19 protein-coding genes and 1 pseudogene are annotated in these 24,051 nt (G+C 70.5%); 7 read left to right on the forward strand and 13 right to left on the reverse strand.

Features of this window, described 5'->3' with window-relative positions:
- Nucleotides 1-30: 30 nt before the first annotated feature.
- The 9 genes and pseudogenes from ACOBQB_RS22245 to folC all read right to left on the reverse strand — a co-directional run bounded on the left by ACOBQB_RS22245 (nucleotide 31) and on the right by folC (nucleotide 10,736).
- Complete coding sequence (locus tag ACOBQB_RS22245; RefSeq protein ID WP_423593900.1) at nucleotides 31-1,653, reverse strand: CHAD domain-containing protein; 1,623 nt, start codon at nucleotides 1,651-1,653, stop codon at nucleotides 31-33.
- Between the two features lie 61 nt (nucleotides 1,654-1,714).
- Nucleotides 1,715-2,909, reverse strand: a pseudogene (gene rodA / locus ACOBQB_RS22250) (rod shape-determining protein RodA).
- Entirely contained in the window at nucleotides 2,909-5,086 is a 2,178-nt protein-coding gene (gene mrdA / locus ACOBQB_RS22255; protein WP_423593901.1) for a penicillin-binding protein 2, read from the reverse strand. Before mrdA ends, rodA begins: the two are co-directional and overlap by 1 nt.
- A 52-nt stretch (nucleotides 5,087-5,138) precedes the next feature.
- Nucleotides 5,139-5,810 carry a rod shape-determining protein MreD gene (mreD, locus tag ACOBQB_RS22260; protein WP_423593902.1) on the reverse strand — a complete coding sequence of 224 codons (672 nt, stop codon included), beginning with the start codon at nucleotides 5,808-5,810 and terminating at the stop codon, nucleotides 5,139-5,141.
- Between the two features lie 11 nt (nucleotides 5,811-5,821).
- Complete coding sequence (mreC, locus tag ACOBQB_RS22265) at nucleotides 5,822-6,838, reverse strand: rod shape-determining protein MreC (RefSeq protein WP_423593903.1); 1,017 nt, start codon at nucleotides 6,836-6,838, stop codon at nucleotides 5,822-5,824.
- A 162-nt stretch (nucleotides 6,839-7,000) separates the two neighbouring features.
- On the reverse strand, nucleotides 7,001-8,020 hold the full coding sequence (locus ACOBQB_RS22270) for a rod shape-determining protein (protein ID WP_030362602.1): 1,020 nt from the start codon (nucleotides 8,018-8,020) through the stop codon (nucleotides 7,001-7,003).
- Nucleotides 8,021-8,332: 312 nt separating this feature from the next.
- On the reverse strand, nucleotides 8,333-8,746 hold the full coding sequence (ndk, locus tag ACOBQB_RS22275; RefSeq protein ID WP_423593904.1) for a nucleoside-diphosphate kinase: 414 nt from the start codon (nucleotides 8,744-8,746) through the stop codon (nucleotides 8,333-8,335).
- An 86-nt stretch (nucleotides 8,747-8,832) separates the two neighbouring features.
- Nucleotides 8,833-9,198, reverse strand: a complete 366-nt coding sequence (locus ACOBQB_RS22280) for a DUF4233 domain-containing protein (RefSeq protein WP_423593905.1) — start codon at nucleotides 9,196-9,198, stop codon at nucleotides 8,833-8,835.
- Between the two features lie 5 nt (nucleotides 9,199-9,203).
- Complete coding sequence (gene folC / locus ACOBQB_RS22285; RefSeq protein WP_423593906.1) at nucleotides 9,204-10,736, reverse strand: bifunctional tetrahydrofolate synthase/dihydrofolate synthase; 1,533 nt, start codon at nucleotides 10,734-10,736, stop codon at nucleotides 9,204-9,206.
- Between the two features lie 143 nt (nucleotides 10,737-10,879).
- Here folC and ACOBQB_RS22290 point away from each other — a divergent pair, with 143 nt between their 5' ends.
- Nucleotides 10,880-11,896, forward strand: coding sequence for a rod shape-determining protein (locus ACOBQB_RS22290; RefSeq protein WP_423593907.1), 1,017 nt, complete (start codon nucleotides 10,880-10,882; stop codon nucleotides 11,894-11,896).
- Nucleotides 11,897-11,926: 30 nt separating this feature from the next.
- Here ACOBQB_RS22290 and ACOBQB_RS22295 read toward each other — a convergent pair whose 3' ends face one another.
- A complete protein-coding gene (locus tag ACOBQB_RS22295; protein WP_423593908.1) occupies nucleotides 11,927-13,087 on the reverse strand; it encodes a sensor histidine kinase in 1,161 nt (386 codons plus the stop codon).
- Nucleotides 13,088-13,212: 125 nt separating this feature from the next.
- Here ACOBQB_RS22295 and ACOBQB_RS22300 point away from each other — a divergent pair, with 125 nt between their 5' ends.
- Nucleotides 13,213-13,887, forward strand: a complete 675-nt coding sequence (locus tag ACOBQB_RS22300; RefSeq protein WP_423593909.1) for a hypothetical protein — start codon at nucleotides 13,213-13,215, stop codon at nucleotides 13,885-13,887.
- Nucleotides 13,888-13,970: 83 nt separating this feature from the next.
- Here the strand turns inward: ACOBQB_RS22300 and ACOBQB_RS22305 are convergent, their stop codons facing one another.
- A complete protein-coding gene (locus ACOBQB_RS22305) occupies nucleotides 13,971-16,595 on the reverse strand; it encodes a valine--tRNA ligase (RefSeq protein WP_423593910.1) in 2,625 nt (874 codons plus the stop codon).
- A 135-nt stretch (nucleotides 16,596-16,730) separates the two neighbouring features.
- Between ACOBQB_RS22305 and ACOBQB_RS22310 the strand changes: the two genes are divergently transcribed.
- The 5 genes from ACOBQB_RS22310 (at nucleotide 16,731) to ACOBQB_RS22330 (ending at nucleotide 21,807) form a co-directional block, all read left to right on the forward strand.
- The gene (locus ACOBQB_RS22310; protein WP_423593911.1) at nucleotides 16,731-17,705 is read left to right on the forward strand and encodes a hypothetical protein; all 975 of its coding nucleotides are present in this window, start codon (nucleotides 16,731-16,733) and stop codon (nucleotides 17,703-17,705) included.
- 111 nt (nucleotides 17,706-17,816) lie between these two features.
- Nucleotides 17,817-18,440 carry a Uma2 family endonuclease gene (locus ACOBQB_RS22315; protein ID WP_423593912.1) on the forward strand — a complete coding sequence of 208 codons (624 nt, stop codon included), beginning with the start codon at nucleotides 17,817-17,819 and terminating at the stop codon, nucleotides 18,438-18,440.
- 155 nt (nucleotides 18,441-18,595) lie between these two features.
- On the forward strand, nucleotides 18,596-19,654 hold the full coding sequence (locus ACOBQB_RS22320) for a hypothetical protein (RefSeq protein ID WP_423593913.1): 1,059 nt from the start codon (nucleotides 18,596-18,598) through the stop codon (nucleotides 19,652-19,654).
- 116 nt (nucleotides 19,655-19,770) lie between these two features.
- Nucleotides 19,771-20,769, forward strand: coding sequence for a hypothetical protein (locus ACOBQB_RS22325; protein WP_423593914.1), 999 nt, complete (start codon nucleotides 19,771-19,773; stop codon nucleotides 20,767-20,769).
- A gap of 51 nt (nucleotides 20,770-20,820) precedes the next feature.
- Nucleotides 20,821-21,807 (forward strand): hypothetical protein, encoded by a 987-nt coding sequence (locus ACOBQB_RS22330; RefSeq protein ID WP_423593915.1) that lies wholly within the window; start codon nucleotides 20,821-20,823, stop codon nucleotides 21,805-21,807.
- Between the two features lie 75 nt (nucleotides 21,808-21,882).
- Here the strand turns inward: ACOBQB_RS22330 and clpX are convergent, their stop codons facing one another.
- Together clpX and ACOBQB_RS22340 are read right to left on the reverse strand one after the other, a co-directional pair.
- The gene (gene clpX / locus ACOBQB_RS22335) at nucleotides 21,883-23,169 is read right to left on the reverse strand and encodes an ATP-dependent Clp protease ATP-binding subunit ClpX (RefSeq protein WP_127913231.1); all 1,287 of its coding nucleotides are present in this window, start codon (nucleotides 23,167-23,169) and stop codon (nucleotides 21,883-21,885) included.
- 166 nt (nucleotides 23,170-23,335) lie between these two features.
- On the reverse strand, nucleotides 23,336-24,040 hold the full coding sequence (locus tag ACOBQB_RS22340; RefSeq protein WP_423593916.1) for an ATP-dependent Clp protease proteolytic subunit: 705 nt from the start codon (nucleotides 24,038-24,040) through the stop codon (nucleotides 23,336-23,338).
- Nucleotides 24,041-24,051 lie beyond the last annotated feature (11 nt).

The raw sequence follows: 24,051 nt of genomic DNA on the forward strand, positions 1-24,051 counted from the left end.
CAGGGGTGACCATCAAGCGTACCCCGGCGTTCAGCTGCCCAGAGCCGCCCGGATTTTCGCCGCCGACGCCTTCGCCCACACCCCCGGCAACTCGCGTTCGCGCTCGGCGGCGACCGCTTCCTCCTGGCCGTACAGCAGCCCCCACGTGAAGGCGCTCTCCCCCGCCAGATGGGCCTGGGTGCCGAAGGCACGCACGGCTTCGCGGGCGACCACGCTGTCCTGGTGGTCCCCGAGCACGCTCTGCACGGCCTTCATCCGCTTCGCGAAGCGCCTGGCGGGCGCCCCGAGCGCGGGGATGGCCGCCTCGCCCGCGTACCGGGCGCGCTTGGCGGCCTTGCGGGCCTCGTGCATGGCCCGGTCGCGTTCCTGGCCGGGGGCCAGCGCGAGGGCGTGCTCGACGCGGCCGGCGAGGCGGGCGTAGTCCTTCAGGAGCGCCTTGGGGAGCGCCTTGCGGGGCGGCGCGGAGGCGGCCGGGCGCAGCGGGGGCGCGGCGAGCAGGGCGTCGATGGTGTCCAGGAGCGTGAGGTAGCGCTCGCTCTCCAGGACGGCCAGGGTGCCGCGCCGCGCGTCGGCGCCCCGCGCGGCGGACCAGATGCGCAGCCGTGCGTCGACCGGGCCGAGGAGGAGGGTCTTCGGCACGGCTTCGACGCGGTCGGCGAACCGGGCGGCGAGGACTTCCTGGTCGCGGTCGACGCCCAGCTCCGCCGCGAGCCACTTGAGTTCGTCGCCGACCGGGTCGGTGGCCGTGCGGTCGAGGATCTTCCGGTACGACTTGAAGGCGCTGCGCATCCGGCGGGTGGCGACCCGCATCTGGTGCACGGAGTCGGGCAGGTCGCGGCGGACGGCGGGGTCGAGGGAGACGATCGCGTCGCGCTGGGCGCGGAGGTAGGCGAGGAGGTGGTCCCCGGCGGTGCCGCGGCCGTCGCCGACGGTCTCCCGCACGGCCTGGGCGACGGCCTCGCTCTTGCCGGCCTTCTTGCCGAGGCGGACCGCTCCCTCGGCGGGCGCGAGCCCGGCCCTCTCGGCCTTCTCGGTCTTGCGTCCCTTCGGCGCGGTCCGCGCCAGGGCCCGGGCGAGCTTGGAGGCCGAGGTGGAGCGTCGTACGCCCGCCTTCTTCAGCTTCTTCTCGACCTTGTCGAGGAGCGCGGGGTCGCCGTCGTCCGCAAGCTCCACCTCGATCTCGGACCACGCGGCCGTGCCGCCGCCCTGGGTGAGCCGCTCGGCCCGCACCGCGTCGATGCTGACCTCGGCGAGCAGTTCGCCGTCGGCGTCGACGAGATGGCGCAGGTCGCGTGCGGACAACAGGCGGACGAGGGGAGCCAGTTCGCCCGCGCGGACGCGGGAGCGCACGAGGTCGAGCAGGGCGGGTGGCACCTCGTCGGAGAGGGGCGCGTGGATCTCGTCCCGTACGCCCTCGGCGAGCGACACCGGCAGCTTCAGGTGCCAGCCCTCGTCGGCGCCGCCGGTGCGGCGCCGCAGGGTGATGGAGGCGGCGGCCAGGCGTTGGTCGGGGGTGTCCCAGTAGACGGCGTCCAGTTCGACGACGCCTCTGTCCAGGACCTCCCCGACCCCGGGCACCGCGGTCAGGTCGGGCAGCTCCGCGTCCGCCCCGACGTCGTACTTCCGCTCGACCTCGCGCTTCGTCTCCGCCATGTATTGAATCTAGACGCGAGAGACAAAGCCAAACCTGCGGCGGGACAGACTTCGGCGTGGGTTACGCGGACATCGGGCGCTGCACCTTGATCGACTGGAGCAGTCCGACCGCCACCCAGACGGCGAACATCGACGAGCCTCCATAGCTGACGAAGGGCAGCGGGAGGCCCGCGACCGGCATGATGCCCAGCGTCATCCCGATGTTCTCGAAGGACTGGAAGGCGAACCAGGCGATGATGCCGGCGGCGACGATCGTGCCGTACAGCTCGGTGGTCTCGCGCGCGATGGCGCAGGCCCGCCACAGGACGACGCCGAGCAGGAGCAGGATGGCGCCCGCGCCGACGAAGCCCAGTTCCTCGCCCGCGACCGTGAAGACGAAGTCGGTCTGCTGTTCGGGGACGAACTGTCCGGTGGTCTGCGAGCCGTTGGTGAGGCCGGTGCCGGTGAGGCCGCCGGAGCCGATGGCGATGCGGGCCTGGTTGGTGTTGTAGCCGACGCCCGCGGGGTCGAGCGCGGGGTTGGCGAAGGCGGCGAAGCGGGCGATCTGGTAGTCGTCGAGGACGCCGAGCTGCCATATGGCGATGCCGCCCAGCGCGCCGGTGCCGAGCAGGCCGAAGACCCAGCGGTTGGAGGCGCCGGAGGCGAGCAGCACCCCGAGGACGATCATCACCATGACCATGACCGAGCCGAGGTCGGGCATCAGCATGACGATCATGACGGGTACGGCGGCGAGGCCGAGGGCCTGGATAACCGTGCGGTGGTCGGGGTGCTCCTTGTCGCCCGCGTCGACCCGGGCGGCGAGGAGCATCGCCATGCCCAGGATGATCGTGACCTTGCAGAACTCGGAGGGCTGGAGCGACTGGCCCGCGATGACGATCCACGCGTGGGCGCCGTTGATGGTCGCCCCGAGCGGGGTCAGGACCAGCAGCACCAGGAAGACCGAGATGCCGTAGAGGATCGGCACGGCGGTGCGCAGCGTGCGGTGGCCGAGCCAGACCGTGCCCGCCATCAGCGCGAGGCCGATGCCGATGTTGATGACGTGCTTGACCAGGAAGGCGTAGGGGTCGTCGCCGACGAGCTCGGTGCGGTTGCGGGTCGCGGAGTAGACGAGCGCCGAGCCGATCGCGGAGAGCGCGAGCGCGGCGAGGAGCATCGGCCAGTCGAGCCGGCGCACTGATGGAGTCGCGGGCGAGGAGCCTGGACATGTTCGAGCGCTCGGGGCCGTACCCGGAGACGGAGAAGCCGCTGTTGGTCATCAGTCGCGCCTCCAGCCGGCCGGGGCGCCGGCCAGTTCCTGCTGCTCGTCCTTGGGCTCGGGCGCCTCGGGCTTGTACGGCTTGACCTTGGGGGCGTCGATGGAGCCGTCGGGCTGGATCTTCGGCAGGGTCTTCTGCGGCTCGGGCAGGAGCGCCTTCTTCAGGTCCTGGTTGCCGCTGTCGTCGAGGCCGTAGATCGCGTCGTAGATCTTGCGGACGGCGGGTCCGGAGGCGCCGGAGCCCGTACCGCCCTGGGAGATCGTCATGACGATCGAGTAGTCCTTGGTGTAGGTCGCGAACCACGAGGTGGTCTGCTTGCCGTAGACCTCGGCGGTACCCGTCTTGGCGTGCATCGGGATCTTGTCCTGCGGCCAGCCGCCGAACCGCCACGCGGCGGTACCGCGCGTCGCGACGTCCGCGAGGGCACCGTCTATGTCCTTGCGCAGCGCGGCGTCCATCGGCAGCTTGCCGTGGGCCTCGGGCTTGATCTCCTCGATGTGCTTGCCGTCGGCGCTGATGATCGCCTTGCCGACGGTGGGGTCGTACATGGTGCCGCCGTTGGCGATGGCGGAGTAGACCGTGGCCATCTGGATCGGCGTGACGAGGGTGTCGCCCTGACCGATGGAGTAGTTGACGGAGTCACCGGCGCGCATCTTCATGCCTTCGAGGCAGTTCTCATACGCGATGCGCGCGGCGTAGTCGCCGCCGCTCTTCTTGCCCTGCTTGCACCAGGCGTCCTTGTTGGCCTTCCAGTAGTCCTTCTTCCACTGGCGGTCGGGGACGCGGCCGGTGACCTCGTTGGGCAGGTCGATGCCGGTCTCCTTGCCGAGGCCGAACTGGTGGGCGGTCTTGTAGAACCAGTCCTTGGCGTCGGGGCGCGGCTTGTTGCCGCCGTCCTTGTTCCACTGGTCGTGCGCGAGCTTGTAGAAGACGGTGTCACAGGAGACTTCGAGGGCCTGGCCGAGGGTGATGGAGCCGTGGCCCTTGGACTCGAAGTTCTTGAAGGTCTGGCCGCCGATCGAGTACGAACTGGGGCAGGGATAGCGGTCGTTGAAGTCGTAGCCGGCGTTGACGGCGGCGGCTGTCGGGATGACCTTGAAGATCGAGCCGGGGGCCGCCTGGCCCTGGATGGCGCGGTTCAGCAGCGGGTAGTTGGACTTCTTGCCGGTGAGCTGGGCGTAGTCCTTGCCGGAGATGCCGCCGACCCAGGCGTTCGGGTCGTACGTCGGGTTGGAGGCCATGGCGACGACGCGGCCGGTCTTGTTCTCCATGACGACGACGGCGCCCGCGTCGGCCTTGTAGTTCTCGCCGGTGTTCTTGTCGAACTCCTGGCGGGCCTTCTTCATCGCGTCGTTCAGCCAGTACTCGGAGACGGCCTGGACGCGGGCGTCGATGCTGGTGACGACGTTCGCCCCCGGCCTCGCCTCGTCGGACTCGGCCTTGCCGATGACGCGGCCGAGGTTGTCGACCTCGTAGCGGGTGACGCCCGCCTTGCCGCGCAACTGCTTGTCGTACGTCCGTTCAAGCCCGGAGCGGCCCACCTGGTCGGAGCGGAGGAACGGGGAGTCGGTGTCCTTGGCCTTGTTGATCTCTTCGTCGGTGACGGGCGAGAGGTAGCCGAGGACCTGCGCGGTGTTGGACTTGCCGGGCGCGGGGTAGCGGCGCACGGCGGTGGGCTCGGCGGTGATGCCGGGGAAGTCCTCGGAGCGCTCGCGGATCTGGAGGGCCTGCTTGGGCGTGGCCTCGTCGGTGATCGGGATGGGCTGGTAGGGCGAGCCGTTCCAGCAGGGCTGCGGGGTCTTGGCGTCGCAGAGGCGGACCTTGTCGGAGACGTCCTTGGGGTCCATGCCGAGGACGTCGGCGAGTTTGGCGAGGACCGCCTTGCCGTCGTCCTTCATCTTCATCAGGTCCGTGCGGGACGCGGAGACGACCAGGCGCGTGTGGTTGTCGGCGATGGGCACACCGCGGGCGTCCAGGATCGAACCGCGCACGGCGGGCTCGACGACCTGCTGGACGTGGTTGCCGGAGGCCTCCTTGGCGTACTCCTCGCCGTTGCGGATCTGGAGGTACCAGAGGCGGCCGCCGAGGGTGAGCAGGAGGGAGACGACGAGGATCTGGATGACGATGAGACGGATCTGGACGCGTGGGGTCCGTCCGGTCTCCGGAATGTTCGTCACTTCTCCCCTCCCCTGATACGTCCTTCGGCGCGGTCAGCGAAGTGTTTCGCCGTCACAGGCGCTTGACCCCCTTGATGCGTCCGGCGCGTGCGACGCGGGCCTTGGCCGCCTTCGCCCGCAGACCGCCGCGCTGGCTGCCGATGCTCAGGCCGGTGCCGGAGGCGACCCAGCCGGAGGAGACGTCGGCGGCGGTGTTGGCGTGCGAGCCCTCGCCCAGCGGGTCGTTCTCGGCGCGCCGGGCGAGCGCGATGATCAGCGGCACGGTGAAGGGCGCGAGCAGCAGGTCGTAGAGCACGGCGGTGAAGAGCAGCCCGACCAGGCCCACGTGGCGGGCGGCGGTGTCCCCGACGAGGGCGCCCACGCCCGCGTACAGCAGCGTCGATCCGACGGCGGCCCCGACGACCACGAAGAGCGGGCCGGTGGCCGAGCGCAGCCGCCCGCTCTCGGGCTTGGCGAGGCCCGCGAGGTAGCCGACGACGCAGAGCACCAGCGCGTACCGTCCGGCGGCGTGGTCGGCGGGCGGGGCCAGGTCGGACAGGAGGCCCGCGCCGAAGCCGATGAGGGCGCCGCCGACGTGGCCGTAGACCAGGGCGAGGCCGAGGACGGTGAGCAGCACCAGGTCGGGCACGGCGCCGGGCAGCTGGAGCCGGGCCAGGACGCTGACCTGGATGACCAGGGCGACGACGACGAGGGTGGTGGAGAGCAGGATTCGGTTGAAGCGCATGGTCCGGTCTCCTACTGCTCGGCGTCGTCGGCGTTGTCGGCGTTGTCAGTCGTGCCGTCGGCCGGGCCGTCTGCCGGGCCGTCGGCGGTGCCCTCGGCCGCGCCGTCCTCCGGCTTGCCCGACGGGGTGGCCGTGACGGTCACCGTCGGGATCGGCTTGGGCTTCTCGGGCTTCTTCGGCAGGACCGTGTCGCGCGGGTCCTCGCGGGGAGCCTCGACGACGACGCCGACGATGTCGAGCTTGGTGAACCCGACGTACGGCTTCACGTAGACGTTGCGGGTGAGGTCGCCGCCGGAGGGGTCGACGCGGACGACCTCGCCGACCGGTACGCCGGGCACGAACGGCCTGTCCTTCTGCGAGCCGAACGTGACCAGGCGGTCGCCCTTCTTGACCTTGGCCTTGCCGTTGAGCAGCTGGACGGAGAGCGGGCGGTCACCCTGGCCGGTGGCGAAGCCGAGTTCGTCGGTCTTCTCCATGCGGGTGCCGACGGTGAAGTCGGGGTCGTTGGCGAGCAGGACGGTGGCGGTGCCAGGGCCGACCGTGGTGACGCGGCCGACAAGGCCGTCGGCGTTCAGGACGGTCATGTCCCGCTTGATCCCGTCGTTGGCGCCGGCGTCGATGGTGACGGTCCAGGAGAAGCCCTGGGCCGCTCCTATGCCGATGACCTCGGCGCCCTTGATGCCGTACTGTCCGGCGCCGGCCTTCTTCAGCATGCCGTCGAGCTGGCGCAGGCGGCTGCGGTTGCGGTCGTCGCTGCCGAGCTTCGCCTTCAACGCGGCGTTCTGCCGCTCCAGTTCGGCGATGCGGTCGTGACGCTCGCCGGAGTCGCGGACCGCGCCGATGGCGTTGCCGATCGGGTCGACGGCGGAGGCCATCCCCTCCTCGACCGGACCGAAGACGCCGGCGGCGGCCTGGCGGGCACCGTCGACCGGCGAGTCCTCACCGCCGCGGATGTCCACCGTGATCAAAGCGAACGCGATGGCGATCAGCAGCACCAGGAGCAGCCGGCTCTCTCGTGTGTCCCTCACGTGCGGCGGCGTGCCTTCCTCAATCGGATTCCGTGGACACTGCGCGTTCCACGGGGTTCTGGGGAATTGTTCTGCCTTGCCTGAATTCTGTTCTTGCCTCTATATCAACGATCCGCCGCACGAGGTGGCAGGCACTCGTACGGCGGATGTTTTCCGTTCAGATCATCTGCGGGGCTGGGCGTCCAGCACCTGCTGCAACGCCTCGAACTCCTCGACGCACTTTCCGGAGCCGAGCGCCACGCTGTCCAGCGGGTCCTCGGCGATGTGGATCGGCATGCCGGTCTCGCGGCGCAGCCGCTCGTCGAGGCCGCGCAGCAGGGCACCGCCGCCGGTCAGGACGATGCCGCGGTCCATGACGTCGCCCGACAGCTCGGGCGGGCACTTGTCGAGGGTCGTCTTGACGGCGTCGACGATGGCGTTGACCGGCTCCTCGATCGCCTTGCGGACCTCGGCGGCGGAGATGACGACGGTCTTGGGCAGCCCGGAGACCAGGTCCCGGCCGCGGATCTCGGTGTGCTCGTCGGCGTCCATGTCGTACGCCGAACCGATGGTGATCTTGATCTGTTCGGCCGTGCGCTCACCGAGGAGGAGGGAGTACTCCTTCTTGATGTGCTGGATGATCGCGTTGTCCAGCTCGTCGCCCGCGACGCGGATCGACTGTGCCGTGACGATTCCGCCGAGGGAGATGACGGCGACCTCGGTGGTGCCGCCGCCGATGTCCACCACCATGTTGCCCGTGGCCTCGTGCACCGGCAGGCCGGAGCCGATGGCGGCCGCCATGGGCTCCTCGATGATGTGCACCTGGCGCGCGCCGGCCTGCGACGAGGCCTCGATGACCGCGCGGCGCTCCACTCCGGTGATGCCCGAGGGCACGCAGACCACCACGCGCGGGCGCGCGAGGTAGCGCCGCTTGTGGATCTTGAGGATGAAGTAGCGGAGCATGCGCTCGGTGATCTCGAAGTCGGCGATGACACCGTCCTTCAGCGGGCGGACCGCCACGATGTTGCCGGGCGTGCGCCCGATCATCTTCTTCGCCTCGGCGCCGACCGCGAGGATGCCACCGGTGTTGGTGTTGATCGCGACGACGGACGGTTCGTTGAGTACGATCCCCCGACCCCTGACGTACACCAGCGTGTTGGCGGTCCCGAGGTCGACAGCCATGTCACGGCCGATGAACGACATGTTGTTCCCCATGAGGATGCGTCTGGCCTTCCCTATTGGAGCTTGTGATGGCTTTTTAGGTAGGCGAGGTGGGTGCTGAGTGGCAGTGGAGGCTTCCATCGTAGTCTCGGCCGCGCGAAGACGACGCGAGGGTCTTCGCCATTGTCAGCAGATGATGTGCCGCCCCGCTCTTGGAGACGTGCCATCAGGGGCACGGGTTCCCCCAATTGGGGCGCATACGCCAATGGACGGCCGAATCGCTCCGGCCGTCCAGGTCACGGCGGCGTGTCGCTGACGCGTCATCAGCGGGGCATTCGCGAGACGCGCGGAGCGTTACGCCACGCCCGGGAAGAAGATCTTCAGCTCGCGCTCGGCGGACTCCTCGGAGTCCGAGGCGTGGATCAGGTTCTCCCGGACGATCGTGCCGAAGTCGCCGCGGATGGAGCCCGGCGCGGCGGCGATCGGGTCGGTGGGACCGGCCAGGGCGCGCACGCCCTCGATGACCCGCTCGCCCTCGACGACGAGCGCGACGACCGGACCGGACGACATGAACGCGACCAGCGGCTCGTAGAACGGCTTGCCCTTGTGCTCGCCGTAGTGCTGCTCCAGGGTCTCCTGGTCCAGCGCCCGCAGCTCCAGCGCGGAGATCGTCCAGCCCGCCTTGCGCTCGATGCGGCCGATGATCTCCCCGATCAGGCCACGACGGACGGCGTCGGGCTTCAGCAGGACGAGGGTGCGCTGGCTCATGTGCGGCTCCAAGGTGTTCACCAGAGGTGTTCTCACGATCGGTCACGATCGCGTCGTGGGATTGGGCCGCACGATACCGGGGGCGGCTACGCGGTGTTACCTCCGGCCTCCGCCTGGCTCTCCGCCATCGCCGCGAACCGGGCCTTCGCCTCGTCGACCTGGCGCCCGAAGTGGACCGACGCCCACCACAGGGCGGCGAAGACCGCGCCCATGAAGAACATCATCGGCACCACGAGACCGCTCGCGATCAGGGCGATCTGCAGGGCCCAGCCCAGCTGCACCCCGCCCGGCCTGGTGATCACACCGCACAGCAGCACGCACAGCAGCATGGCGATGCCGCTGACCGTCCAGACCGTGCCCATGGACAGGTCGGGGTCCTTCATGGCGACCAGACCGGCGAAGCCGATGACGAAGAACTCGCCGATCAGCGTCGAAGCGCAGAGCGTACGCACAGGAGTCAGCCCCTTCCCAGGAGCAGTCGGGCCTCGCCGACCGTGATGACGGAACCGGTGACGAGGACGCCGCCGCCCGCGAACTCGCCCTCTGCCTCGGCGAGGGTGATCGCGGCCTCCAGCGCGTCCGGCAGGCGGGGCTCGACCTGGACGCGCTCGTCGCCGAAGACCTCGACGGCGATCGCGGCCAGTTCGTCCGCGCCCATCGCGCGGTGGCTGGTGTTCTGCGTGATGACGACCTCGGCGAAGATCGGTTCGAAGGCTTCGAGCAGCCCCCGCATGTCCTTGCCGTCGCTCGCGCCGACCACGCCGATGAGGTTGCTGAAGTCGAAGGCCTCGCCGATCGCGGCGGCGGCGGCGCGGGCGCCCGCGGGGTTGTGCGCGGCGTCCAGGACGACGGTGGGCGAGCGCCGCACGACCTCCAGGCGGCCCGGCGAGGTGACCGAGGCGAAGGCCTTGCGGATCGTGTCGATGTCCAGCGGGCGGGCGTGCTGCGAGCCGATGCCGAAGAACGCCTCCACGGCGGCGAGCGCCACCGAGGCGTTGTGCGCCTGGTGCTCGCCGTGCAGGGGCAGGAAGACCTCCTCGTACTCCCCGCCGAGGCCGCGCAGGGTCAGGAGCTGGCCGCCGACCGCGACCCGGCGGGCGACGACGCCGAACTCCAGGCCCTCGCGGGCGACCGTCGCGTCGACCTCGACGGCCTTCTTCAGGATCACCTGCGCCGCGTCCACCGGCTGCTGGGCCATGACCACCGTCGCGCCCGGCTTGATGATGCCGGACTTCTCCGTGGCGATCTCGCCGGGCGTGGAGCCCAGGCGGTCGGTGTGGTCCAGGTCGATGGGGGTGAGGACGGCGACCGAGCCGTCGATCACGTTCGTGGCGTCCCAGCGGCCGCCCATGCCGACCTCGACGACGGCCACGTCCACCGGGGCGTCCGCGAAGGCCGCGTACGCCATGCCGGTGAGGACCTCGAAGAAGGAGAGGCGGTACTCCTGGCGGGCGTCGACCATCTCGACGTACGGCTTGATGTCCTGGTACGTCTCCACGAAGCGCTCGGCCTCGATGGGGGCGCCGTCCAGGCTGATCCGCTCGGTGATCGACTGGACGTGGGGCGAGGTGTACCGCCCGGTGCGCAGCTCGAAGGCGGAGAACAGGGCCTCGACCATGCGGGCCGTGGAGGTCTTGCCGTTCGTCCCCGTGATGTGGATCGAGGGGTACGCGCGCTGGGGCTCGCCGAGGACGTCCATCAGCGCGGCGATGCGGCTGACGGAGGGCTCCAGCTTCGTCTCGCCCCAGCGGCCCGCGAGCTCCGTCTCGACCTCGCGCAGCGCCTTGTCCACCTCCGGGTCGGTGGGGCGGGCGGGGATGTCGCCCTGCGGCGGGCCCGCCTGGGCGCGCAGGGTGCGGCTGCCCGCCTCGATCACCGCGAGGTCGGGGTCCCGGTCGGTCTCGGCGCCGACGATCTCCTCGAAGGCGGCGGCGGTGGGGTCGGCGGGGTCGGTCGGGCGGTCGTCGTCGTGCGGGGGGAGCTCACTCACGTACGTCAGTCTACGGAGCGGCGCCGACACTCGGCGTCCGGACCGGCCGGAGGGGAGCAGTCCGCCTCGTCGGGACCTTTGGCCCGTCCGATTCGGGACTTTGGTCCCTCCGCTTCGCCGGGCCGCCCGGCAGACTTGCGATCATGGACATAGGTATCGATCTCGGCACTGCGAACACCCTTCTCTACGTCCGCGGCAAGGGGATCGTGCTCAACGAACCGTCCGTGGTCGCCGTGCGGTCGGACCGGGGCGGCAAGAGCAGGGTGCTCGCCGTGGGCACGGAGGCCAAGGAGACGATCGGGCGGACGCCCGGGTCCATCACCGCCATCCGTCCGCTGCGCGACGGCGTGATCAGTGACTACGAAGCCGCCGAGGAGATGATCCGGCACTTCGTGCGCAAGGCCGTGCCGGGACGGCGCCCCCGTATCCGCATGGTCGTATGCGTGCCGAGCGGGGTCACGCCCGTCGAGCGGCGCGCCATCGTGCACGCGTCGCAGCGGGCCGGGGCGCGGGCCGTGCACCTGGTGGAGGAGCCGATGGCCGCCGCGATCGGGGCGGGGCTGCCGGTCGCCGAGCCGCGCGGCTCGATGGTCGTCGACATCGGGGGCGGTACGACCGAGGTCGCCGTCGTCTCGCTGGGCGGGATCGTCACGGCGCAGTCGCTGCGGGTGGGCGGCGACCGGCTCGACACGGCGATCACCGACTACGTCCGCAAGGAGCACTCGCTGCTCGTGGGCGAGCGCACCGCCGAGGACATCAAGGTCGCCATCGGCTCCGCGTGGCCGGTGCCGGGCGAGGAGGAGTTCGAGGGGCGGACGTTCACCGTGCGGGGCCGGGAGAAGGTCGGCGGGCTGCCCAAGACCGTCGATCTGACGGTGCGGGAGGTACGGAGCGCTGTCGACGAGCCCGTGGAGCACATCATCGCGGCGGTGAAGACGACCCTGGAGGAGTGCCCGCCCGAGCTGTCCGGGGACATCATGGAGCACGGCATCGTGCTGACGGGCGGCGGCGCCCTGCTCCCCGGCCTCGACCTGCGCATCGCCTCGGCCACCGGCATCCCGGTGTTCGTGGCCGACGACCCACTGGACAGCGTGGCGCTGGGCTGCGGGAAGTGCGTGGAGGACTTCGACGGTCTTGAGCGGATGATGTCCGCGGCGTAGCCGCGTTCGTCCCGCGACGCGGGGGCCGGCTCAGGCCAGTTCGCCCGCCGGAAGGCACGCGTGGACCTCGTACGCCCCGGCCACCGGCCCCGACGAGAACTCTCCGCCCACCGCCCTGATCCGCTCCGCCATGCCGGTCGTGCCGATGCCCGCCGAGACCGGGGCCGTCGCGGGGCGTGTGGGCGGCAGGGCGTTGCGCACTGTGATGCCAAGGCGTCCGTCCGCCACGTCCACCCGGACGGTGACCCGCTCCCCCGGCGCGTGTTTCGCCGCGTTGGTCAGGCATTCCTGGACCACACGGTGGACGGCCGCCTGCCGCAGCGGGGAGAGGCGGTGGGCCACCGGGTCGATCAGGAGTTCCACGGGGCTGCCCGCGTGGCCGCTGCTCTCGGCGAGTTCGGGGAGGGCGTCGAGGCCGGGGGTGGGGGCGCCGTCGGTGCCGCGCTGGACGATGATCTCGTTCAGCATGCGGTGCGCGCTGCGCGCCGTCTCCGACAGCTCCTCGAAGCCGTCCGCGAAGGGCCCGCCCTCGGCCCGGCGCGCCAGCACCTGGGAGCGCACGCTGAGCAGGGTCAGTTCGCGGCCGACGAAGTCGTGCACGTCGCGCGCGATGCGGGCGCGCTCCTGCTGGACGGCGTGCAGCGTCTCCGTCTGCGCGCGCTGCGCCTCCAGGGCGCGGACCAGGTCCTGCCGGTTCGCGGCCACGCCGACCCCCGCCGCGAGCACGCCGACCGGCACGACGAGGCTCAGGAAGTCGCCGAGCGTCTCGCCCCGGTGGGGCGGCCAGCCGGGCAGCTGGAACAGCGCGTAGGCGAACGTGACATAGCCGAGGACGCCGAGCGTCCCGGCCCGGCGGCCGCGATACCGGCCCAGGGAGTACAGCGCGAACTGCACCAGCGTCAGCTCGAAGAGCCAACCGAGCAGGAACAGCGCGACGGCGTACGTCAGCCAGGGCGCCGTGCGGCGCAGCATCAGCGAGGCGGCGCCCGCCGTCAGGACCAGGGCGGCCATGGGGCCGTTGAGGGGGTTGTCCGCCGCCGCGAGGCCCGGTACGTCCAGGCTCATCAGCGCCAGCGCGCTCAGCGCCGTGAGCAGGTCCACGGTCCTGGCCGCCTGGGCCCAGCGCCCGGCCAGGCGACGGCCGGTGGCCGCCGCCCGGCGGAACGCCTGGACGGCGGGGCGGTCGTGCATGCCCTCCATCATCCAAGGTCTTTCGACCCGATTCATCTGACTTATGGCCCTGATTTGGTGATGTGCGGCACGGACCCACGGCGCGGCTGACGGGCCCCGGCCGGTCCCGGGGGTCAGATCTGACCATGTGGTATGCCCAGAATTCCGCCCGGCGGACCCATCAGCTCGCCGGTGACGCCGGGGTCCTGCTGTGGACCGCGCTGTGGGCCGCCGCCGCCGTCATGGCGTACCGGCTGGCCTGTCTGCTCGCCCTCCCCCGTGCCCTCCAGGAGCACCGGGCGCCCATCCCCCTGGTAGGCGGGCGCCTCGACACGGCGGTGCGGCGCGTGGCGGGCGCCGTCGACGCCATGGACCCGGTGGCGGTGCGCACCGCGGTGGCCGTGGGCGCCGTCGCCCTCTTCGTCGTACCCGTCGGCCTGGTCCTCGTCGTCTGGCTGCCGCGCCGGCTGCGCTGGATCCGCCAGGCGGGCGCGGCGCGGGACCTCGCCGCCACCGACGACGGCCGGGACCTGCTGGCCCTGCGCTCGCTGCTCAGGCCGCTGGACGAGGTGGCCGCCGCCGCCGCCGAGATCCCGGACGCGACGCCGGGCAGCCTGGCCTGGGGCTGGCGGCACGGCGACCCGGAGATCCTGGACGCCCTCGCGGGCGCGGAGCTGGAGCGGCTCGGCCTCGAAGCCCCGCCGCGGGACGGCGGCCCCGTCGAGGTCTTCGAGCAACAGGCTCACGAGCACCAGGTGGAGCTGATCGGCCCCGCGGGCCCGGTCGACGAGCCGTCGCCGGACGCCCGTCCGGTGGGCTGAGTGTCAGCTCGCGTACCTGTATGGCGAAGGCCCCTGGGGCGGCCGTAGCCGGCCCGGGGGCCTTCGCCGTACAACGCGCGCCGTTACGCGGCCGGCAGCGCCTCCAGCTGCGCCGTCAGGCGGGCGATGTCGGCCTCCGCCTTCGTGAGGCGGCCGCGGATCTTGTCCACGACCTGGTCGGGAGCCTTGGCCAGGAACGCTTCGTTGCCGAGCTTCGCCTCGGCCTGCGCCTTCTCCTTCTCGGCGGCGGCGAGGTCCTTGGCGAGGCGCTTGCGCTCGGCCTCGACGTCGATCGTGCCGGACAGGTCGAGCGCGACCGTGGCGCCGGAGACCGGCAGCGTCGCCGTCGCCGTGAAGGCGTCGCCCTCCGGCTGGAGGCGCAGCAGCTGGCGGATGGCGGCCTCGTGCGGGGCGAGCGCCGTGCCGTCCAGGGTGAGGCGGGCCGGGACCTTCTGGCCCGGCTGGAGCCCCTGGTCGGCGCGGAAGCGGCGGACCTCGGTGATGACCTGCTGGAGCGTCTCGATCTCCTGCTCGGCGCCGGCGTCACGGAAGCCGCTGTCGGAGGGCCAGTCGGCGACGACGAGCGACTCGCCACCGGTCAGCGCCGTCCAGAGCGTCTCCGTCACGAACGGCACGATCGGGTGCAGCAGGCGCAGCGTGACGTCGAGGACCTCGCCGAGGACGCGCGCCGAGACCTTCGCGCCCTCGCCGCCCGCCATGAACGTCGTCTTGGACAGCTCGACGTACCAGTCGAAGACCTCGTCCCACGCGAAGTGGAAGAGCGCGTCGGAGAGCTTGGCGAACTGGAAGTCGTCGTAGAGCGCGTCGACTTCGGCGACCGTCGCGTTGAGGCGGGAGAGCACCCAGCGGTCGGTGGCGGACAGCTGCTCGACCGGGGGCAGGTCGCCCTCGATCGTGGCGCCGTTCATCATCGCGAAGCGCGTGGCGTTCCAGATCTTGTTGGCGAAGTTGCGCGAGCCCTGGACCCAGTCCGCGCCGATCGGCACGTCCGTGCCCGGGTTGGCGCCGCGGGCGAGCGTGAAGCGCAGGGCGTCCGAGCCGTACTTGTCCATCCAGTCCAGCGGGTTGACCGCGTTGCCGAAGGACTTCGACATTTTCTTGCCGAACTGGTCGCGGACCATGCCGTGCAGCACGATCGTGTGGAACGGCGGCGTGCCGTCCATCGCGTACAGGCCGAACATCATCATCCGGGCGACCCAGAAGAAGAGGATGTCGTAGCCGGTGACCAGGACGGAGTTCGGGTAGAACTTCGCGAGGCTCTCGGTCTGCTCGGGCCAGCCCAGCGTGGAGAAGGGCCACAGGCCGGAGGAGAACCACGTGTCGAGCACGTCGTTGTCCTGCGTCCAGCCCTCGCCGGTGGGAGCCTCGTCGTCGGGTCCGACGCAGACGACTTCACCGTTCGGCCCGTACCAGACCGGGATGCGGTGGCCCCACCACAGCTGGCGCGAGATGCACCAGTCGTGGAGGTTGTCGACCCAGTCGAAGTACCGCTTCTCCATCTCCTGCGGGTGGATCTTGACCTTGCCGTCGCGGACCGCGTCACCGGCGGCCTTGGCGAGCGGGCCGACCTTGACCCACCACTGCATCGACAGGCGCGGCTCGATGGTGGTCTTGCAGCGCGAGCAGTGGCCGACCGAGTGGGTGTACGGGCGCTTCTCGGCGACGACGCGGCCCTCGGCGCGCAGCGCGCCGACGATGGCGGAGCGGGCCTCCAGGCGGTCGAGCCCCTGGAAGGGACCGTGCGCGGTGATGACGGCGTGCTCGTCCATGACCGCGATGTTCGGCAGCGAGTGGCGCTGGCCGATCTCGAAGTCGTTCGGGTCGTGGGCCGGGGTCACCTTGACGGCGCCGGTGCCGAACTCGGGGTCGACGTGCTCGTCGGCGACGACCGGGATCGTGCGGTCGGTGAGCGGCAGCTTGATCTGCTTGCCGACGAGGTGCTTGTAGCGCTCGTCGTCGGGGTGGACCGCGACGGCGGTGTCACCGAGCATCGTCTCGGCGCGGGTGGTGGCGACGACCAGCGTCTCGTCCCCCTCGCCGTACTTGATCGACACCAGCTCGCCGTCGTCGTCCTGGTACTCGACCTCGATGTCGGAGATCGCCGTCAGGCAGCGCGGGCACCAGTTGATGATGCGCTCGGCGCGGTAGATCAGCTCGTCGTCGTAGAGCTTCTTGAAGATGGTCTGGACGGCCTGGGAGAGGCCCTCGTCCATGGTGAAGCGCTCGCGCTCCCAGTCGACGCCGTCGCCGAGGCGGCGCATCTGGCCGGAGATCTGGCCGCCGGACTCGTTCTTCCACTTCCAGACGCGCTCGATGAACGCCTCGCGGCCCAGGTCGTGGCGGGACTTGCCCTCCTTGCCGAGCTCGCGCTCGACCACGTTCTGGGTGGCGATGCCCGCGTGGTCCATGCCGGGCTGCCACAGCGTCTCGAAGCCCTGCATGCGCTTGCGGCGGGTGAGGGCGTCGATCAGCGTGTGCTCGAAGGCGTGGCCCAGGTGGAGGGCGCCGGTGACGTTCGGCGGGGGGATGACGACGGTGTACGGCGGCTTCTCGCTCTTCTCGTCGGCGGAGAAGTAGCCCCGTTCTACCCAGCGCTCGTACAGCGGCCCCTCTACCTCGGCCGGCGCGTACTGGGTCGGCAGTTCGGGAGTGGTCGCTGGGGGCTGCTGCTGAGCGTTCTCGGTCACGCGGTCAGTTTAGAGGGGTGACGGAGCGGTCCCGAAACCGGAATGTTCGATATCGCTTGCGTTCCGGGGCTCCACGGCGGCCGTACGTCGTTCAGGATGTCCGGGACACATCAGAGTTCGAAGGGGGACCCCGCGATGAGCCACAACCAGCCAGGCCCGTACGACGGTCAAGAGCCGGGCCCGTACGGCCAGCAGCCCGGTCCGTATGGTCAGCCGCAGCCGCAGCCGCCCGGTCCGTACGGGCAGCCGCAGCCCGGCCCCTACGGACAGCCGCCGCAAGGGGTCCCGCCGCACCAGCCCCAGCCGGGGTACGGCTTCCCGCAGCCCCCGCAGCAGGCGCCCCAGCAGGGCGGCTACAGCCAGCCCCAGCATCCCGGCCCCTACGGGCAGCAGCCCCAGGCCCCGTACGGGCAGGTCCCGCCGCCCGCGCCCCCGCAGGGCGGCGGCAAGAAGAAGACCGGCCTGATCATCGGCGCCGTCGCCGTGGTCGCCGCGCTCGGCGTCGGCGCGTACTTCCTGTTCGGCGGGGGCGGCGGTTCGGCGTCGGTCGAGGACGACGGGGCGCACAAGCTGGTGCCGCCGGCCTCGGTGGGCGAGTTCAAGAAGGGCGATGACGCCGGCGACCCCGACGACGGCCCGCTCGGCTCCAACGACAAGAAGGACGCCGAGGAGATCGGCATCAAGAACGGCGAGAACGTGGGGGCCACGTACCGGTCGGACGAGGCATTCAAGGGACGGCAGATGAGCTTCTGGGGGATGTACGGCGAGATCGCCGACCCGGAGAAGTCCATCGACGAAGGCTTCGCCAAGGCCGAGGAGAGCGCGAAGGAGGACTCGGACGGCTCCGAGGAGTACGAACTCGTCGGCGACCCCGAGACCGTCGAGCCCGACGCCCTCGACAACGCCGTCATGAAGTGCCAGACCGCCGACATCAAGGAAGACGGCAAGCTGATGAAGCTGCCGATCTGCATCTGGGCCGATCACAGCACGTACGGCATCGTCTTCGGCATCGACATGGCGGCGATGATGAAGGGCGGCGGCGGCATGGCCACCGACGAGGTCGCCTCCTTCGCGGCCGATCTCCGTAAGGCGGCGCGCGTGAAGGCGTGATCCGTAACCGAAACCATGTGCATGTACACGTTTCTCCTCGTCCAGTCACCGATGCGGCCTTGCGGGAATACGCTCCGTACTGACTGGCTCACACCGCGAGGGAGACGCATCATGACTGTGATGCTGGAACGACCGACGACAGACGGCACCGACCCCCACCGCTTCGAGGAGCTGCGCAGGGCCCTCGAAGAGCTGAGCGTGCCCGCCGGCTTCAACGCCGAGATCATCAGGGGGAACATCGTCGTGTCACCGTGGTCGAAGGCGTACTACCTCGATGTCATGGATCTCGTCTGCGACCGACTGCGTGCTCACCTCCCCGAGGAACACCGGATCAGCTCGGCCCCCGCGCTGTACGTGTTCCCCGGGGTCGAGCGGGCGTACGGCCCGGACATTCACGCGGCCCACCGGCGGACCCGCCTGACCACGAGCAACCAGCTGGACGGCGACGGGCTCTCCTTCGTCGCCGAGCTGACCTCCCCCTCCACCCGGGACGACGATCTCACGGACAAGGTCGAACGGTACGGAAAGGCGGGCGTACCGATCTACCTCCTCCTCGACATGCAGGAGGAACTCGCCACCGTCTACTCGTCACCGACCGCCAAGGGGTACGAGTCCCACCTCACCGCCCCGTTCGGCAAGACGGTCCGCATCCCGGCCCCCTTCGACTGCGACCTCGACACCAGCGGGTTCCGGGCACCGGCGGAAACGGAGGACGGCGTGGCCCGCGAGAAGTGAGGGCCCGCCCCGGGCCTTCACACGGCGGACACCACGTCCACGCTCTGGAACAGCCGTTCAACAACTGCGCATCGATCCGCTCCCGCCACCCCGCCCTCCCCCGCCCGTCCGACAGGATGTTCGGAACGCGTAAGCATCGGGAGGGAACCCCAGTAATGAGCTACCACCAGCCGGGCCCGTACGGCGGGCAGCCGCCCCAGCAGCCCGGCCCGTACGGCCAGCAGCCGGGCCCCTACGGCCAGCAGCCGGGCCCCTACGGCCAGCAGCCGCAGGCCCCGCAGCCCGGCTACGGCTACCCCCCGCAGGCTCCCCCGCCGCAGCCGCAGCCGCAGCCCGGGTACGGCTACCCGCAGCAGGCCCCGGGCGGCTACGGCCAGCCCCAACAGCCCGGCCCCTACGGGCAGTTCCCGCAGCAGGCCCCCTACGGGCAGGTCCCGCCCCCGCCCCCCGGCGGCGGCAAGAAGAAGACCGGCCTGGTCATCGGCGCCGTGGCCGTGGTGGCCGCCGCAGCGGTCGGCGGCTACTTCCTCCTCGGGGGCGGTGACGACGACAAGGGCGGCAAGAACGGCGGTTCGTCGAACGTCGCGGACGGCGGCGGCGACTCCGGCATCAAGGACGACGGCCCGCACAAGCTGACGACGCCGGAGACCGTCCTGACCGACTACAAGAAGGACCCGGCCCGCTCCAGCGGCTTCAACAGCGTTGACCTCGACAAGGCCGAGGCGGCGGGCGTGAAGAACCCCAAGGACGTCCGCGCCCAGTACGAGTCGGGCGGCAAGGACAACCCGATGGCGCAGAAGGTCCTGAGCTTCGGCGGCATCTACGGCGACATCGAGGACCCCGAGGGCGTCGTGGACCACATGTTCACGAACGCCGAGAAGGAGGCGAAGGACGGCACGACCGGCGGTGGCCAGAAGGTCACCCTGGTCGGCAGCCCGAAGGAGTACACGCCGAGCGAGCTGGGCGGCGCCGTCCTCAAGTGCCAGGAGATGAAGGTCGATCTCGGCGGCGGCGCGGGCACGTCCGGCTCGACGGCCGGGTCCTCGGGGCCGAGCGAGATGTCCGCCGCGACCTGCATCTGGGGCGACCACAGCACCATCGGCTACGTCGTCACCACCGACGTGGCGAGCGCGCTCTCCGGCCAGAGCGCCGACCTCGACGAGGCCGCGACGACCACGGCCAAGTTCCGGGGCGAGGTCCGCGTCAAGCGCTGACGTCCGCTGCGGGCCGTGTACGGCCCCGCTGCGCCGACGGAGAGGGCCCGGTGATTCCGCCGGGCCTTCTTGCGTCAGGATGTCGGGAACACATAAGCATTTCGGAGGGGAAACCCATGAGCTACAACCAGCCGGGCCCGTACGGCGGGCAGCCGCCCCAGCAGCCCGGGCCGTACGGCGGCGGCCAGCCGCAGCAGCCGGGGCCGTACGGCCAGCAGCCGCAGCAGCCCGGCCCCTACGGCCAGCCGCCGCAGGCCCCGCAGCCCGGCTACGGCTACCCCCCGCAGGCTCCCCCGCCGCAGCCGCAGCCGCAGCCCGGGTACGGCTACCCGCAGCAGGCCCCGGGCGGCTACGGCCAGCCCCAACAGCCCGGCCCCTACGGGCAGTTCCCGCAGCAGGCCCCCTACGGGCAGGTCCCGCCCCCGCCCCCCGGCGGCGGCAAGAAGAAGACCGGCCTGATCATCGGCGCCGTCGCGGTGGTCGCCGCGCTCGGCGTCGGCGCGTACTTCGTCCTCGGCGGCAGCGACAGCGGCGGCTCCTCCTCCGTGGCGGACGACGGCCCGCACAAGCTGGTCACGCCCGAGACGCTGCTGAGCGAGTACAAGAAGGACGACATGCAGAGCGGCGGCTTCAACTCCAGCGACCTCAAGGCCGCCGAGAAGGCCGGCATGAAGAACCCCGAGGACGTCGACGCCGGCTACAAGACGGAGGCCGGCGACAACCCCCTCGCCCAGAAGGCCATCCAGTTCATGGGTGTCTACGGCGAGGCCGACGACCCGGGCAGGATCGTCGACGCCATTTTCGCCAAGGTCGAGAAGGACTCCCAGAAGCCTGGTTCGAACACGGGCAAGCTGGTCGGCAGCCCCCAGGACTTCAGCACGGACGACGTCGTCCTCAAGTGCCAGGAGTCCTTGATCAAGAACAACAACCCGAGCACCGGCTCGTCCTCCGCCCCCAAGGAGTTCCGCATGCCGGTCTGCGTCTGGGGCGACCACAGCACCGTCGCCGTCGTCGTGCCGGTCGCGATCGCCGACGCCCTGGCGGGCAAGGTGTCGCTCAAAGACGCCTCGGCCACCGCGCTGAAGGTCCGCAAGGAAGTCCGCGTCAAGCTCTGACGCGAGCACAACACGGCACCGCCGCACCACCAACGAGGGGAACCCCACGCAGTGAGCCACAACCAGCCCGGCCCGTACGGCGGCCCGCCGCCCCAGCAGCCCGCTCCCTACGGGCAGCACCCGCAGCAGCCCGGCCCCTACGGGCAGCACCCGCAGCAGCCCGCCCCCTACGGGCAGCACCCCCAGCAGCCCGCCCCCTACGGGCAGCACCCCCAGCAGCCCGCCCCCTACGGGCAGCACCCCCAGCAGCCCGCCCCCTACGCGCAGTACCCCCAGCAGCCCGGCCCCTACGGGCAGCACCCCCAGCAGCCCGCCCCCTACGCGCAGTACCCCGCGCCCCCGCAGCACGGCGGCGGCGGCAAAAAGACCGGGCTCATCGTCGGCGCCGTCGTGGTCGTGGCCGCCGCTGCCGTCGGCGGGTACTTCCTCTTCGCCAAGAGCGACGGCTCCTCGGTCGCCGACGACGGCAAGACGTACAAGCTGACGGCCCCCGCGACCGTCCTCGGCAGCTACAAGAAGGACGAGTCCGCCGCGGGCGGCGGCGGAATGACGTCCAGCGACCTCAAGGAGCTGGAGAAGCAGGGCGTCACCAAGCCCAAGAACGTCTACGCCGCGTACAACTACGGCAAGGGCGCGACGATGAAGTCCCTCAACTACTCCGGTGTGTACGGCGAGATAGACGACCCGGAGAAGGTCGTCGACGCCATGCTCGCCGCGATGGTGAAGGACCAGGCGAAGGGCTCCGACGACGGTATGAAGCTCATCGGCGACCCCGAGGAGTTCACGCCGGACGGCTTCGAGAACGGCATCATGAAGTGCCAGAAGGCCGAGTTCCGGATGGGTGGGGCCGGCACGGACGACGAGGGCGTTCCCAGCAGCTTCCAGACGCCGGTGTGTGTCTGGGGTGACCACAGCACGGCCGCGTACGCCACGTACGCCGATGTCGCCACGACCGGCAGCGGCGAGAAGATCGCCCTGGACGACGTCGCCACCCAGGTCGCCAACCTCCGCGACGACGTCCGCGTCGAGGTCAAGTAGGTCCGGCCGCACCACGCACGAAGGGGCGCCCGGCGATCGAATCGCCGGGCGCCCCTTCGTGCGCGTCTGCCGGAGCTACGCGGACTTCTGCTCCCCGGCGCCCGGCCCCCGCACCTCGCGCGGCACCAGCGTCGGGTTCACGTTCGAGCGGACGACGTCCGCCGTGATGACGACGCGGGCGACGTCCTTGCGGGACGGGACCTCGTACATCACCGACTGGAGGACTTCCTCCATGATGGCGCGCAGGCCGCGCGCGCCGGTCTGGCGCAGGATCGCCTGGTCCGCGATGGCCTCCAGGGCCTCGCGCTCGAAGTCCAGCTCCACGCCGTCCAGTTCGAACAGGCGTTGGTACTGCTTCACGAGCGCGTTGCGCGGCTCGACGAGGATCTGGAGCAGGGCCTCGCGGTCGAGGTTGTGGACCGAGGTGATCACGGGGAGACGGCCGATGAACTCGGGGATCATCCCGAACTTCACCAGGTCCTCCGGCATGATGTCCTCGAACTGGTCCTTCTCCTCCAGCTCGCGCTTGGAGCGGATGGTGGCGCCGAAGCCGATGCCCTTCGCGCCCGCCCGCGACTCGATGATCTTCTCCAGGCCGGAGAAGGCACCGCCCACGATGAAGAGCACGTTCGTCGTGTCGATCTGGATGAATTCCTGGTGCGGGTGCTTGCGGCCGCCCTGCGGCGGGACCGATGCCGTGGTGCCCTCCAGGATCTTCAGCAAGGCCTGCTGGACTCCCTCGCCCGAGACATCGCGCGTGATCGACGGGTTCTCGCTCTTGCGGGCGACCTTGTCGATCTCGTCGATGTAGATGATCCCGGTCTCGGCCTTCTTGACGTCGTAGTCGGCCGCCTGGATCAGCTTGAGCAGGATGTTCTCGACGTCCTCGCCGACATAGCCGGCCTCCGTCAGCGCCGTCGCGTCCGCGATGGCGAACGGGACGTTCAGCATCCGGGCGAGCGTCTGCGCCAGGAGTGTCTTCCCGGAGCCGGTCGGGCCGAGCAGCAGGATGTTGGACTTCGCGAGTTCGATCGCGTCGTCACGGCCCTGCGCGCCGCCGTTCTCCCCTGCCTGGACCCGCTTGTAGTGGTTGTACACCGCTACCGAGAGGGCCTTCTTCGCGGGCTCCTGGCCCACGACGTAGCCCTCAAGGAATTCGTAGATCTCGCGAGGCTTGGGCAGTTCCTCCCAGCGGACCTCGCTCGTCTCCGCGAGCTCTTCCTCGATGATCTCGTTACAGAGGTCGATGCACTCGTCGCAGATGTACACACCGGGGCCTGCGATGAGCTTCTTGACCTGCTTCTGACTCTTTCCGCAGAACGAGCACTTGAGCAGATCGCCGCCGTCACCGATGCGTGCCACGAGGTGCTTCCCCTTCGCCTGGGAGACGCCACGTTCAGCGGCTCCTGGTGCCTCATATCCGACGGTACCTTGCCGGGCCCCCCGTTCGGGCCCCCCTTGGCACGGTTCGCTTCGACGCGAGTCGTGCGCGAACCATGCCAAGAGCGGCAGATGCTACAGCGTCGCGTCAGACGACCGAGGCGTTGTTCATCTTCCGGGTGGAGATGATCTGGTCGACCAGGCCGTACGCGAGCGCGTCCTCGGCCGTGAGGATCTTGTCGCGCTCGATGTCGTCGCGGATCTTCTCGATCGGCGTCGAAGAGTGCTTGGCCAGCATCTCCTCCAGCTGCGCGCGCATCCGGAGGATCTCGTTGGCGGCGATCTCCAGGTCGGAGACCTGACCGCGGCCCGTCTCGCTGTAGGGCTGGTGAATCAGGATCCGGGCGTTCGGGAGCGCCATGCGCTTGCCCGGCGTGCCGGCCGCGAGCAGGACCGCGGCGGCCGAGGCGGCCTGGCCCATGCAGACGGTCTGTACGTCCGGCTTGACGAACTGCATCGTGTCATAGATGGCCGTGAGGGCCGTGAACGAGCCGCCGGGGCTGTTGATGTAGATGGAGATGTCGCGGTCCGGGTCCATCGACTCCAGGCACAGGAGCTGCGCCATGACGTCATTGGCGGAGGCGTCGTCGATCTGCACGCCGAGGAAGATCACGCGCTCCTCGAAGAGCTTCGCGTACGGGTCGTACTCGCGCACGCCCTGCGAGGTGCGCTCGACGAAGCGCGGGATGACGTAGCGGGACTCGGCGCGGGCGCCGGTGAACTCGGCCTGCGCGGCCGGGCCGAGCTCGGCCTGGGTGCGGGCGTAGAGGCCGCTGCCGGGGTGGTTGTTCATCTCTCTTGGTC

The sequence above is a fragment of the Streptomyces sp. G5(2025) genome (assembly GCF_049542075.1).
Taxonomy (GTDB): Bacteria; Actinomycetota; Actinomycetes; order Streptomycetales; family Streptomycetaceae; genus Streptomyces.